Origin of the sequence: Sinorhizobium meliloti (genome assembly GCF_017876815.1) — a bacterium.
GTDB classification, from domain to species: domain Bacteria; phylum Pseudomonadota; class Alphaproteobacteria; order Rhizobiales; family Rhizobiaceae; genus Sinorhizobium; species Sinorhizobium meliloti.
Map to the genome: position 1 here is coordinate 2,949,403 of NZ_JAGIOS010000001.1, position 11,915 is coordinate 2,961,317.

17 protein-coding genes are annotated in these 11,915 nt (G+C 60.1%); 7 read left to right on the top strand and 10 right to left on the bottom strand.

Annotated features, from left to right (window positions below; all coding sequences use genetic code 11):
* Nucleotides 1-82 precede the first annotated feature (82 nt).
* Both JOH52_RS14240 and JOH52_RS14245 read right to left on the bottom strand, forming a co-directional pair.
* The gene (locus JOH52_RS14240) at nt 83-1,147 is read right to left on the bottom strand and encodes a FecR family protein (RefSeq protein WP_010969652.1); all 1,065 of its coding nucleotides are present in this window, start codon (nt 1,145-1,147) and stop codon (nt 83-85) included.
* Entirely contained in the window at nt 1,137-1,649 is a 513-nt protein-coding gene (locus JOH52_RS14245) for an RNA polymerase sigma factor (RefSeq protein WP_013844615.1), read from the bottom strand. The genes JOH52_RS14240 and JOH52_RS14245 overlap by 11 nt, the downstream gene beginning before the upstream one ends.
* A gap of 311 nt (nt 1,650-1,960) precedes the next feature.
* Here JOH52_RS14245 and JOH52_RS14250 point away from each other — a divergent pair, with 311 nt between their 5' ends.
* Together JOH52_RS14250 and JOH52_RS14255 are read left to right on the top strand one after the other, a co-directional pair.
* Nucleotides 1,961-2,974 (top strand): Tim44 domain-containing protein, encoded by a 1,014-nt coding sequence (locus tag JOH52_RS14250; protein WP_107010508.1) that lies wholly within the window; start codon nt 1,961-1,963, stop codon nt 2,972-2,974.
* 224 nt (nt 2,975-3,198) lie between these two features.
* Nucleotides 3,199-3,924: a pentapeptide repeat-containing protein gene (locus JOH52_RS14255; protein WP_003530025.1), complete on the top strand. Its 726-nt coding sequence runs from the start codon at nt 3,199-3,201 to the stop codon at nt 3,922-3,924.
* 15 nt (nt 3,925-3,939) lie between these two features.
* Here JOH52_RS14255 and JOH52_RS14260 read toward each other — a convergent pair whose 3' ends face one another.
* From JOH52_RS14260 to JOH52_RS14270, 3 genes are all read right to left on the bottom strand, one after another.
* Nucleotides 3,940-4,227: a hypothetical protein gene (locus JOH52_RS14260; protein ID WP_010969649.1), complete on the bottom strand. Its 288-nt coding sequence runs from the start codon at nt 4,225-4,227 to the stop codon at nt 3,940-3,942.
* On the bottom strand, nt 4,224-4,553 hold the full coding sequence (locus JOH52_RS14265) for a hypothetical protein (protein WP_013844613.1): 330 nt from the start codon (nt 4,551-4,553) through the stop codon (nt 4,224-4,226). The genes JOH52_RS14260 and JOH52_RS14265 overlap by 4 nt, the downstream gene beginning before the upstream one ends.
* A 185-nt stretch (nt 4,554-4,738) precedes the next feature.
* Entirely contained in the window at nt 4,739-5,428 is a 690-nt protein-coding gene (locus tag JOH52_RS14270) for a S24 family peptidase (RefSeq protein ID WP_010969647.1), read from the bottom strand.
* Nucleotides 5,429-5,562: 134 nt separating this feature from the next.
* On the opposite strand from JOH52_RS14270, the gene JOH52_RS14275 reads away from it, so the two are divergent.
* The 3 genes from JOH52_RS14275 (at nt 5,563) to JOH52_RS14285 (ending at nt 7,422) form a co-directional block, all read left to right on the top strand.
* Nucleotides 5,563-6,081, top strand: a complete 519-nt coding sequence (locus tag JOH52_RS14275; RefSeq protein ID WP_003530032.1) for a helix-turn-helix domain-containing protein — start codon at nt 5,563-5,565, stop codon at nt 6,079-6,081.
* 141 nt (nt 6,082-6,222) lie between these two features.
* A complete protein-coding gene (locus tag JOH52_RS14280) occupies nt 6,223-6,843 on the top strand; it encodes a hypothetical protein (RefSeq protein ID WP_010969646.1) in 621 nt (206 codons plus the stop codon).
* A gap of 213 nt (nt 6,844-7,056) precedes the next feature.
* Complete coding sequence (locus tag JOH52_RS14285) at nt 7,057-7,422, top strand: BA14K family protein (protein WP_010969645.1); 366 nt, start codon at nt 7,057-7,059, stop codon at nt 7,420-7,422.
* A 31-nt stretch (nt 7,423-7,453) separates the two neighbouring features.
* Here the strand turns inward: JOH52_RS14285 and JOH52_RS14290 are convergent, their stop codons facing one another.
* The 3 genes from JOH52_RS14290 to JOH52_RS14300 all read right to left on the bottom strand — a co-directional run bounded on the left by JOH52_RS14290 (nt 7,454) and on the right by JOH52_RS14300 (nt 9,786).
* Nucleotides 7,454-7,633 carry a hypothetical protein gene (locus JOH52_RS14290; protein ID WP_003530036.1) on the bottom strand — a complete coding sequence of 60 codons (180 nt, stop codon included), beginning with the start codon at nt 7,631-7,633 and terminating at the stop codon, nt 7,454-7,456.
* A gap of 141 nt (nt 7,634-7,774) precedes the next feature.
* Nucleotides 7,775-7,972, bottom strand: coding sequence for a membrane protein (locus JOH52_RS14295; protein WP_010969644.1), 198 nt, complete (start codon nt 7,970-7,972; stop codon nt 7,775-7,777).
* A 1,373-nt stretch (nt 7,973-9,345) separates the two neighbouring features.
* Nucleotides 9,346-9,786 carry a hypothetical protein gene (locus JOH52_RS14300; protein WP_003530039.1) on the bottom strand — a complete coding sequence of 147 codons (441 nt, stop codon included), beginning with the start codon at nt 9,784-9,786 and terminating at the stop codon, nt 9,346-9,348.
* A 175-nt stretch (nt 9,787-9,961) separates the two neighbouring features.
* On the opposite strand from JOH52_RS14300, the gene JOH52_RS14305 reads away from it, so the two are divergent.
* Nucleotides 9,962-10,324, top strand: a complete 363-nt coding sequence (locus JOH52_RS14305) for a hypothetical protein (RefSeq protein ID WP_003530040.1) — start codon at nt 9,962-9,964, stop codon at nt 10,322-10,324.
* A 204-nt stretch (nt 10,325-10,528) separates the two neighbouring features.
* Here the strand turns inward: JOH52_RS14305 and JOH52_RS14310 are convergent, their stop codons facing one another.
* Nucleotides 10,529-10,933: a hypothetical protein gene (locus tag JOH52_RS14310; RefSeq protein ID WP_010969643.1), complete on the bottom strand. Its 405-nt coding sequence runs from the start codon at nt 10,931-10,933 to the stop codon at nt 10,529-10,531.
* Between the two features lie 338 nt (nt 10,934-11,271).
* Between JOH52_RS14310 and JOH52_RS14315 the strand changes: the two genes are divergently transcribed.
* Nucleotides 11,272-11,427, top strand: coding sequence for a DUF3309 family protein (locus JOH52_RS14315; RefSeq protein ID WP_010969642.1), 156 nt, complete (start codon nt 11,272-11,274; stop codon nt 11,425-11,427).
* Nucleotides 11,428-11,452: 25 nt separating this feature from the next.
* Here the strand turns inward: JOH52_RS14315 and JOH52_RS14320 are convergent, their stop codons facing one another.
* Nucleotides 11,453-11,794 (bottom strand): GFA family protein, encoded by a 342-nt coding sequence (locus JOH52_RS14320; RefSeq protein ID WP_003530046.1) that lies wholly within the window; start codon nt 11,792-11,794, stop codon nt 11,453-11,455.
* Between the last annotated feature and the right edge of the window lie 121 nt (nt 11,795-11,915).

The window sequence follows — 11,915 nt, forward strand, 5'->3', positions numbered from 1 at the left end:
GGTGCCGTCGACCAAATAGACAAAGCGGCAGATCGGTTTTTTCACGGGGTCATGGAAAAAACTTGAAAACGGATGTCATATTTTAGAAGCGAGAGATGACGCGGGCGAAGCTCGAGATTCTCCTCACCTTGCCTCCATAAGGGTCGACCAGAGCGCCGAGCGCTTCGTCCGGCGCCGTGAGGTCGTAGATGCCCGTTACCCGCTGGCTGCCGAGCACGGGATCCGGCAGGGATATCCAGGCTGGATGGTAACGTTGAATCCGTTCCACGACGGAGGAGATGGTGGCATTAACGACGTGAAGGCGTCCCTGTCGCCAGGCGCCGATAGACGCCGCGTCGATGTCGGAGGTCGTCATATCCTGCGCATCGCGGTCGAAGACGAGCGCTTTCCCGGGCGTGAGACGCCGCTCAGCAGATGCCTCCTTCCCGGACGGAGAGGCCGTGACCAGTCCCCGTTCAAGACTTACCCGGGTGCTTTCACTATCGACCATGACGTCGAATGCCGTGCCGAGAACTTCGATTTCGAGACCGCCGGCATCGACGACGAATGGGCGCGCGGGATCGTGCGCCACATCGAAGTACGCTTCGCCCTGGAGCAGCCTGAGGCTGCGTCGGCTCTGACCGAAGTCCATGGCGATCGCGCTCCCGGGCGCCAAAGTCACGGTGCTGCCGTCCTCGAGCTCGAGGGAGCGGGTCTCCGCGGTCCCAGTGTGGTAATCCGATTGCAGGACGATCAGCAAGCCGGGAACCCACGCTACGAGAAGACAGATGGCCATCGCACAAGCTGCGATCGCCAAGGAAGCTCGGCCGCCGCGCCGGCCGGGCTTGAAGTTGTGCGCCGAGGGCTTGTCCCGAGCGGCTGGCAACGCTCCGACGGACAACCAGAGCCGACAGGTCTTCTCCCATTCCCGCCTGTGGTCTCGGGAAGTGGTGACCCATCGTTCGAAGTGCAAACGCATTTCGGGATCATCGGGCGCTTCGCGAATGCGAATGAGCCAGTCCGTCGCCTCTTTCGAGAGTTCCGCTGCATTATCGTCAGGCGTCATGGTTCCATCATCCAGCTGCGCGTAGTCCGCGTCTCGCTCACTTTGAAGATAGACAGGCGAGAGATCGGCTTTTTTCAGATGTACCGAACGTTCATTCGTCATGGTCGAGGCCTGCCTTCAAGTGCTCCATGGCGTCCCTGACGAGGCGATGGGCCGTCGGTATCGAGATACTCAGTTCTTCGGCGATGTCCTTCAAAGTCGACCCCTCGAAGCGGTACAGTTCGAATGCCCGTCTCATGCGATCCGGAAGAGCTCCGAGCGCCTGGGCGACCCGGTCTGCGGCCTCGGACATCAGGAATTGGGCTTCCGGCGTCTCGACGGCCTGTGGCAGCGCCCACCACGGTATATCCGCGGACTCGACGACGTTGTTCTCAAGCTTTCGCCGCGACCGCTTGTTGAACGAAAGGTTGCGCACGATGCGAAACAGGTAGGTCTTCGGCGGCATGTGCTCGTCTGCCGTTTCCCGCACGAAGCGAAGATAGGCATCCTGCACGATATCCTCGGCATCGTCCTTCGATCCCAGCAGCGGCGCGGCATAGTCGATCAGGGACCTGCGGTGCCGCAGGTACATGTGAAAGCGGTCGCCCTTTTTTTCGATAGTCATTGTCCAGCCAGATATTCCGAGATCGCCGCGCTGGCCGTCGGCCATTCTGGAAAGGACACCGGACGAACGCGCTAAACGAGCGGCTATGCTTATTCTGTCGCCCAGAATGCCGCAACAAAGTTGATTGAGATAATCATGTTTAAAGGCTGTTTTTCGTGGAAACGCCCCTCCAAAGCGAACTTTAAAAGCGAGGATCCTCAAACTGCTCCGAATTCTGCGAAAGACGCAGCGGCAGACTTAAATTCCGGCACTTCCGGCTCTATATGGCGTTCTATGACCTCTTTGCGGTCACGAAATAGGGAAGGATGGAAATGCAGCGTTTCGGACGAGTTATGGCCATTGCGGCGATTGGTTTGGCATCTGTACTGACACTAGCCGATGTCGCCGATGCAAGGCGGGCGGGGGGTGGCTTCGGCTCACGCGGCAGCCGGACCTTTTCCACCCCGCCTGTAACCCGGACGGCGCCCGCGCCGGCCGCGCCGATCGACCGGACGATGACGCCGCGTCAGAACGCGCAGCCTTCGACCTCCACCAACCCCGCTGCGCAGAATCGCACGACCAATGCGCGCCCGGGCTTCTTCAGTGGTTTCGGCGGATCGATGATCGGCGGTCTGATGATGGGCGGCTTGATCGGCATGCTGCTCGGCCACGGTATCGGCGGCGGCATCGGCTTCCTCGGACTGCTGCTGCAGGTCGGCCTCGGCGTTCTGCTGATCTCCCTTGCGATGCGTTTCTTCGGCCGCAATCAGCGTCCTGCCTATTCGGCGCCCTCGGCATCCGGCCGCTCTTCGGCGGCGACTGCGGGCTCGCCATCCTTCCGCATTCCTCGAATCGGTGAAGGTACGGGCGGTGCCGGCGCGGCGTCGCTCGCGACGCGATCGTCCGCTGCCGCACCGGCTTCCGGAAATGGCGATGAAATCACAGTCGGCCAGGAGGATCTCGATCGCTTCGAGGCGATGCTCAGAGATGTGCAGGCTGCCTACGGAGCGGAAGATTATGCGGCATTGCGCCGGCTGACGACGCCGGAAGCCATGTCCTACCTCGCGGAAGAGCTCAGCGACAACGCAACGAAGGGCCTGAAGAACGAGGTCCGTGACGTCCACCTCGTCCAGGGCGACCTCGCCGAGGCATGGAAGGAAAACGGTAGCGATTACGCGACCGTTGCCATGCGCTACGAGAGCGTCGACGTGGTGCGCGACCGAGCCACCGGCCGCGTCGTCAGCGGCGATGCGGGTCGGCCGACCGAAGCGGTCGAAATATGGACGTTTCAGCGCAAGCCCGGCGCCGACTGGCAGGTATCCGCCATCCAGGGCGTCGAGGCTTGACCTCGAGGCCATGGCGGCCCGGTTCCGTCGGGGGGAGGCTCTTGGTCATACAGGCGTTGCGACCCTCGACGGGGAAGGGCGAAGATCGGCTATTGACGGCGCCGCTCTTTGCCGCTCTTTTCTGACATGCGAGCTCGCCGTAACCTATTGATTCCAGGGCTTCGTTGCGGCGGTTCGGTGCAGTGGCTGTTTTTTTGACTGCAGCCCGGTCCAGGAGCAGCGATATGAAGAAGCTTGGCATGACAACGAACAGCTCGGGCGGGGCAGCGTTCTTCGCCGTGGCAATCACGGTGTCGGCTTTGGCCTCCAGCGCTGCCGTGGCGGCGGATTGCAAGAGCTCAGCCAGAGCCGGGATCGACTGGCAAGACTGCAACAAAAAGCAGATCATGCTTGGCGGCAGCGACCTTCCGGGGAGCAATCTGTTCAACACCGACTTCACGATGACCGACTTGCGCGGGGCCAATCTCACTTCCGCAAATCTCGAAAAGGCGACGCTCGTTCGCGCTTCGCTTGCCGGGGCGAGGGCGGACAAGGCGAATTTCAGCAGGGTCGAGGCCTATCGGGGCAATTTTTCAGCGATTTCTGCGGAAAACGCCTCCTTTGCGAGTGCGGAACTGCAGCGCACCGATTTTACCGGAGCGCGTCTAACAGGCGCCGACTTCGAGAAGGCGGAACTCGGGCGCGCCAATTTCGACAAGGCTGTGCTGACCGGCACGCGTTTTTCCATGGCCAATCTTTCGCGCGCCAAGCTGAGCGGTGCGGTGCTCGAAGGGCCGATCGATCTGGATCGGGCCTTTCTCTTTCTGACCAGGATAGAGGGCGTCGACCTTTCCAGCGCGTCCGGGCTCACACAGGAGCAGGTCGATCTCACCTGCGGTGACGGCGCGACCAAACTGCCATCGGGTCTGGCCGCGCCCGGCAAATGGCCGTGCCCTCCCGACGACGATTGAATGGTCCAGGGCGGTTCAACGGTCAGCGTTCGGTGCTGCAAGCCCGGCGGATACAAGCCTGAGACCGGGTAGGGCGGCCGGTGACGACTCCGCGCCGGATCTCCGTTCCTGCCGACTGTCGTGCGCCGCCGCTTCGGCCAGCTCATAGCCGAGAGCCAAGGCAATTTTCTTCAGCATTTCGCGGGCGCGAAACTCGTGACGGGTGATGGCCTGGCTCTCGGTGACGTAGTAGGCGGCACTGACCGCCTCGATGAGATTGAGGGCCGCGAGATTGACGACGGCGTATGTCTCGGCGCGGATCACAGGGCGCCTCCGAACTGCTGGCGGGAATTGTACGTACCGAGCTGCCGCTGCACCTGGTTCGCATCGGCGCCGCTGCCGAACTCGCGCTCGCGATTGAGTGCGAAGAAGGCATCGTCGACGAGGTCCGTCGCGGGCTGAGCTTCACGCTGGAAAACATGTCCATCTGCACCAAGGTGCCAGGCGAGCGAAGCCAGGCTGGAATAGGCGGAGGAGAGAAAGCACTTGAGCGCCATCTGGTTCTGCGCGTCGCTTGAACGGAGGAAATCGGCGGCGAAGAGTTCGTCGACCTGGCCATGAAGATCGGATCTGATTCGGGGGAGGGACATGTGGGTCTTATTCTCCTCGATTGACTGCCGGCGTTTCTCCGCCGCGCAATTTTTCCCTGTGTTCACTCAACATTGCACCTGACACGATACATGTCAACACGTTTTGTGTTGAGCTGACCGCCGCATCGAGGATGTCGTCGAGGTGCCGTCCAAACGAAAGGAGATCGTAACGGAGTTCGTATCGCTCAGGCGTTGCCGGCGAGCGCGATATAATGGACCGAGTGAACGGTATTGGCTTCGAAGCGCAGCTCCTTGTGAGGGTTGAACTGCTCGAGAACCAGTTCGGAGCTGTTGTGGCGCACGAATTTCTTGACATAGGCCAGCAGGGCGCCGCCTTCCTCCAGCCGAATCTGGGCGATCACATAGTCTCCCTTCCGGACGCGCCGGCTCGGATCGACGAAGCAGACCTCGCCGTCTTCGTAGCGCGGATACATCGAATCGCCTGAGACCGAGACCGCATAGGCGCCCGAGATATCCGAGAGTATCGGCGGCGCCATGACTTCGTACAACACATTGCCGTTCATTATGAATTCACCATCAACCCCGCCGACTGCCTGACCGAAGACCGGGATCTTTTCCCCCTGGCCGATGACCTTGGCGCCGATCCGGGCGTTCGGTACGTCGATTTCGGTCATTGTCGAGCCAAGCGCCGAGCCTGTAGGGATTCGGCGGTCGGTGCCGGTCAGCAGCCAAAGCGGGTCGACGTTGAACTTGCGTCCGTAAACTTCGGCTTCGCTGAGTTCGAACTCATTCTGCCCATTCTCGTGGGCGCGATAGGTCGAGGCGACGATGCCCAAGGCATTCGCCGCGTCGGAGGCGAACCGATAGCCCGCTTTGACGCGCGCCTCGCGCAATCTTTCAGCTCTTTCGCTCATGACACGGACATAGCAATGTTGAGAACACAAATCATGTTGACAACACGACATTATAGATGTCATGGATAAAGTCAAGTCGCGGCTGCGCTTGCTCCGTGACTGCTGGGAGCGCCGGAAAGGGAGTAGGAGAAGCGATGGTGGAGAATTCTGAACTGGCAAGGCAGACGCGGCACTATCTGGCCGTGCGGGAGCGGTTGGCCCGCCCGGGCGACGCGGCGGGCCGATCTGCTCGCATCAAAGAACTCGAAGGGCAGTTGGCCGACCTTGCTTCTGACAATGAAGCGAAAGGGCGGCGGATCGCGAGACTGGAAGCCGATCTTGCCGATGCGGGAGCCCGGCTGCTCGCGCAGGCCCGAATCCTGCTTGGCGGCCGCGATACCGGTGCGTCGAACGAGGACGGCGGCGACAGAGCGCCGATCGAGGAGATCGTTGCCGCCGTGCTCGAGGATTTTCCCGGTGTGAGCTGGGACGACATCATCAGCGTGCGCCGGGAGCGCCGGCTGGTGAAGCCGAGGCATGCCTGCATGCGCGCGGTCTATGAGCGCCGCCGGGATCTCTCGCTGGCGGGGATCGGCCGCATCTTCCATCGAGACCACACGACCGTGCTTGCGGTCGTGAACGATGGCGGTGCCGGAAGCGGAACAGCTTCCTGAGATGACACCTTCAGCCGGGCCTGGTGGCGGGCTCGCGTTCCATATCCACCCTCAGTTCACCTCGGATACCGTCCCGTCCCGCTGCTTCACGGCTGGTCGTCCGCGACGGATGTCTCAATCACCACGCTCGAAAGGATTCCCATGTTGACCAAGGCCCAGAAATTGCGTGCAAAGCGCAAGGCACAACTCGGACGGCCGCGGAAGGCCAATGCCGAGCGCTTTGCCTGCGGCAAGATAAAGCCGGAGTGGTCCAAACAGGAAAGCGAAAAGGAAGCGATGGCGGTGGCGCTTGCAGCGCGCAAGCGCATGCATGGCCTCGAGGCCAGAGGCGCCCTTGCCGGCTACACGCTCGGCCGGTTGTTTCTCGATGGTCGGATCACCGAGCAGCAGCGGGAGGCGGGCGACGACTACGCGGCGACGATGGTGCGCTATTATCATTTGACGGGCATTCCCTTTCCGAGCGTCAGGGCCCAGCAGATCGATCACGTAAGAGGGCACTCGGGCGAGCCAAGCGAGGCTCGCGCGTTGAAAGCGAAGAACGCGGCGGAGAGGATGATGCGGCTTGAAGGCCTGTTGCTCGGATGCGAGGAGGGGCGGCAGGTGAAAACCACCGTCTTCAATGTCTGCGTGATGGATTACGAAGGGTTAAGAATGATGCCGGAAGCCCAATTGGATTGGCTGAAGCGGGGCCTGAATGTCCTGCTCTTTGAAAAGGGCTTGCGTCAATATGGGAAGAAGGATAATTCGTTTACTCCATTATAGGAATATTATCCTTATCATGCGCCGCGCAAGAATGCCGGGCATGCCGTTGTCCCAAAACCGCTGCACTTTTGGGCGATTGAGGTTAAATGCTTTCAATGGATCCGCCTCGAACGAGCATGTCGAGGCGGATCGTTTTCTCCGAGCAGAAAGAAGGTGAGGTCCGTGAAAGCTTCAGCAACGCTCGCCTTAGCGGTGATTGCCGCAGCGATAGGTATGATACCGGTACAAGCCCAGACGTGCAGCACGGGAATTTGCGCCGGTCGTCCCGCGGGCAGCAGCAACCACAATCTCTTCATCGAGAGGGAATACCGCGACTTCCTGCAACAGCGATATCCGAACTACGGCTCCCGCTATCGCGGCAGGGCTCCTGATATCGGCATAGGCCCCGGTGCGACGGTAGGTGGCCCTTCGCCCGGAGCGGTGGACAGATCGCGCCTGCGCCAGAGGCAAAGGGTGCAGTTCGACGCCAATGCGCATCTTCGCTGGTGCCAGGAGCGCTACGCCTCGTATCGCTTGTCGGACGATACGTTTCAGCCCTTTGATGGCGCACGCCGGCGGTGCAACTCACCTTACAATTGACGTGCTGGACAATTGCCGTGCTGGGAATGCCTCAGCGTGTGTTCCGCAGAAGCTTCATGGCGACGTAAGCCGCGGACTGTGCCAGAAGCTGGGTACTGAACTGACCCTCCGCCGGATAAGTGACGCCGCGATAGCTGAGCACGAAGGCCCAGCGCCCGTTCGTCCGCTTCTCGACCTTAATTTCGCCGTCAGGTTTGTTATCTGAGTTCAACGCAGGCTTCCTCGATCGTCGTGCCGTGCCGGAAACCGCCGGCGCGAGTAACTTGCGCATCCGGCGGCGAAAGGCAAGGGCTCACGTCGACCCGGCAGCTAGCCCAGGCCAGTGCTGGTGAACGCCCTGTTTTGACGACTGTCATTCAACCGCTTGCGCAGGGCCGAAACGCTCCATGACGAACGAAGTCTGGATGCCGCCCTGGAGGCGGTCGGTCTTCTCGAGTTTTACGGTGGCGAACTGGTTGGACGATTCAGGTGTGCGCTGCCAGGCGGTTGTGACAAATAGGCCTGCACCGACGATAAAGCCGATGGCGACATAGATCCAATGATTGCGCATGGACAAAGCTCCTTCTCTCGGGAAGGCAAAATGCATCGCGGGCAGCTGTGGTTCCCCGGAACGACCGGAATGCGGGACTAAAATTCAGTCTTTAAAAATAAGCGTTCAAAGCAATGTGTTCTCGCCTCGGCACGCAGCGCCACCCGACATCGAGCACCGATGGCGAATTTGTTGCTGCCTTTCCTGCGAGGCATTATTAGTATCGGAGTATATACCCTAGCCCTTGAGCATCAGCCTGGTTGGATTGAAGCAGAGGCCAATGTCTTATGCAAGGAAATTATAATATACATTTGTACAACAAAATTTGAGCAGCCTCTTTCGGGCTGCGCGGCCGCAGCAGACGAACTCACCTTCTGCGGTCCGCTGTAGGACATAGAAATGATTTCCCGTGGGTAATTCGAAAAACGACCGCGGTTCACGTGACGAAGGCTTGCGCACCGAGGGGCAGTTGCGCTATTCCATAAATCAAGGATAGGAATTTTATCCTCTTCCGGCTTCAGCAGCGTGACTTGTGAGATTTCGGAGTACCCGCCGCGGCTTGTTTGATCTCCTCATCACTGTGCTCGTCATAGGATCCAGCGAGACCAAGTCCTTGGGCTGGAAGAACTCTTCCCGCGCCGCAGACGCGGCGCTGCTGGATCTCTGTGACAAGCACAGAGATGAGGGATTGCAGTCCTGCTCTGATCCTCCAGAGGCGATCTCGAAGCGTCCGGCGCTCCCCCCGGCGCGGCGTGCTCCCTCACTTCCGATTCATGGTTCACGGCGATGCTGCGCGTTCCAAACGCCGCGGCGCCGTGTACGGCCGGCGATGCGCCTTCCGCGTCTCCCGAATCCGCGAGGCGGATTCGGCGTGACGACGCGTCGATCCCAAACTCGCATGATCCAGACGCCGCAATCGGCACTGAGCGAGTGGCGGCATCGCCGGCCGGAACAAGAACGCATCAGCGCAGATCTTCGAGTGCGATGTAGAGCGTTCCGAATTCGACGGGGCCTTTGTCGGCCAGCTGCGCCGGGAGCCTGTAGTAGAGAATCTCGGCATGCGGCGTTCCGTCTCCGATGAATGCTTCTTCCGTTCCGTCGGCGAAGACGCAACAGGGGGCGGGAGCGTCAGGATCGGTGTGGACGCGGAGGCGATAGCTGTTTCCGGTAAGGAAAAGTTCAGCCGCAGCTCGTGACTGGCGAGTTCCAGGGTGCAGAGATCATTGCCGTCGCACCAGCCTGTCACATGTTCGAAGCTGTTGTCGAACTTCTGGACCCAGGCCTTGACGAGAAAGCGGGAGTCGCCGGTTCGCCCGGCCGCAGACGCGGAGACTGCAGCGGTGGCGAAAAGCATGAAGACGAGTGCACGCAGCATGTTTTCCTCGCGGAGACGCTTACAGTCGCGGAGGCTCGGGCGCCGAGTTGGGCTTGCCGAGATACTCGACGGCTATGACGAGTTTGCCGAAGGGTGTTCGCCCGGGATCGCCCGATATTCTCGGGGTGTAGTAAAGAGGAACGACGCGGGGACGCCCGCTCCAGAGGCGCAGCGCGGGAAAACCGGTGCGGGTCACACAGCAGGCATCCTGCTGCGAGGGGTCGGTCCAAAAGCTGAGCGAATACGAGGAGGCCGTCATCTCCCGCAACCGGATCACGTGCTCACCGATCGGCACGAAACAATCATCTTCTCCACCGCACCAGCCGGTCGTGTGCTCGAAGCTCCTGTTGGCCATTTGAAGCCAGGCTTTCACGAAGTAGCGCGGTTCGCGCGGCTCCCCCGCAAAGGCGGAGACCGTCGAGGCGGCAATGATAAAGGCGGTGGCAAAGTTTCGGCGCATGTTCCCTCCCGGTGTGGCGGTTAACTTTTCGATAATCGCGGTGGTGCAGTCCCGTTGCACCTCATCTGATCCGCGATTCTGGCGCAATTACGGATTGTATACGATGGAAATAATTTGCAGAAGTTGCGGGCGTATGTTGCCGGCTCCGGGATAACGACGAGCGGAGAAGTTCTTAATGAATGATCAAAGCGCCACGCCGGGAGCGGAAGCGCCGGACGACGCGGCGGGAACGCCGGCTGCGAGAGGTGAGGGCAGTCCGTTGGGAGGCAGCTTTCTGGGAGCCGTGCAGGCGGACTTCGCCCGGCATGGTGTCAACGTAATCGCTCGTATTCGCGAGGAGAAGCCGGAAGCCTATCTGAAGCTCGTCGCATCGGTTCTGCCGAAGGACCTGAGTGCCGCAACCGGCGGGGTTGACGATTTGTCGGACGAACAGATCATCGACCGGATCCGCGCGCTGGACGCTGCGATTCGGCCGTTGCTTTCACTAAGGAAGAGGGCAGGCGGCCTGCGAAAGCGCGTGCCGCCTGCGAAAAGGTAACTTTATAGGGCATATACACATCTGATCCTCTCGCGGGACCATTGCCTTGAGGCACGCGATAGACGGTTTGACCTTCGCATGCCCAAAACGATGCCGCGGACGAACGCAGAAGCGGAGGCGAGGGCCGCCGCATATATTCTCCCCCACAAGGGGGGAGACGACAAGCGGCTTGACCTTCACCTATGAATCTCAACAGGCCTTAGTTTAGTGAGTCGGCGCCACTCTTGCCGAGACAGACGCTTCGCTGCTCGAGAAGATGATGACGGCAAAGAGCAGAACGCCGGCGAAGGCGATGAGCGACGATATGGCGACGATCGGCTCCACGGCGGTGTTTCCGGAGAGCAGCAGGTAAAGCGATGGGATAAGCATTGTCACGCCGAAGGTGTAGACGGCGTACTGGATCATGGCCAGCCGTCTTGCCGCCTTTTGAGGATTGAGCGCGTGATAGCCGCCGAAAATCGCCATGGTTACCCAACCGAGCAGATTAGCGTGGGCATGGGCCCCCGTTGCGGCATGGTTGCCTGTGATCGACATGTGCAGGCCGATCGAAATGCCGAGGATCAAAAAAACAATCGCCGTTCTGAAATAAAGATTTGCAATACGTGGCATCGGTTTCCCCTCCGAGAAACGAGAAAATTAGCATGATCTCACCCATATGAGAACATCTAGATAAAAGCGCCTTTCACGCGGCCTCGCTGTTCCGGATGTGACAACTCGGAAAATGAAGACCGGGCTTCGAAGGAAACTGCGCCTTCTGATTGAGTGTTGCCCATATATGGGTCGCGAGGGGCGTGGAACATATTCTGCCTTTTCGCATTCGGTAGAATGAACGATGTGCTTTGTAGCGCACCCACGACTTTGGAGGCGCGCAAAAGTCGCTGCAGAAACTCGGTTTGGCGCGTGATTTCGTTCGCGGAAATTTCGATTGTGCAAGGGAGAACCGCAATATGCTTGGCACCGTCCTCCTCATTATTCTGATCTTGCTTTTGATCGGCGCCTTTCCGGCCTGGCCCTACTCGTCCGGCTGGGGTTACGGCCCTTCGGGAATTCTCGGCGTTCTGGTCGTGGTCCTGTTGATCTTGCTCTTGATGGGCAGAATCTGAAGGCCCGAGACAAACAGAGCCGATTTCACCAACTCGCGCCGTCGATGAGGCGGTGCGGGATATCTTCCCAGACCGAACGCTCGAAGACGCGCATGTTGACCCCCATGCGCGGTGAGCTGCGGCCGACCGGCGACCAGTGGGTTATGCAGCCGCAAACGCCGCAGTGATGCATGGTCAGGGTCCTGTCGCCTTGGACATATCCGACGAGCTTTTTCTCAGGATCGGTGATGCTGACCTCGCTGGAAGGATAATAGCCCCAAAGCGTTCCGAGCCTGCTGCAGAGCGAGCAGTTGCAATCGCCGAGCGTTTCGGGGCGGACGGGGACCGCGACGCGGACCGCCCTGCAATGGCAATGGCCTTCGATCATGATTTTCTCCCATCGGCGCTACGTATGTCAGCGGCAATGCGGACATTATTGATCTTATTCCGGCGCAGTCCAGCAAAGACGAAGCTAAGCTTACGCCGGCTACGACGGCAATTCGCAGCAT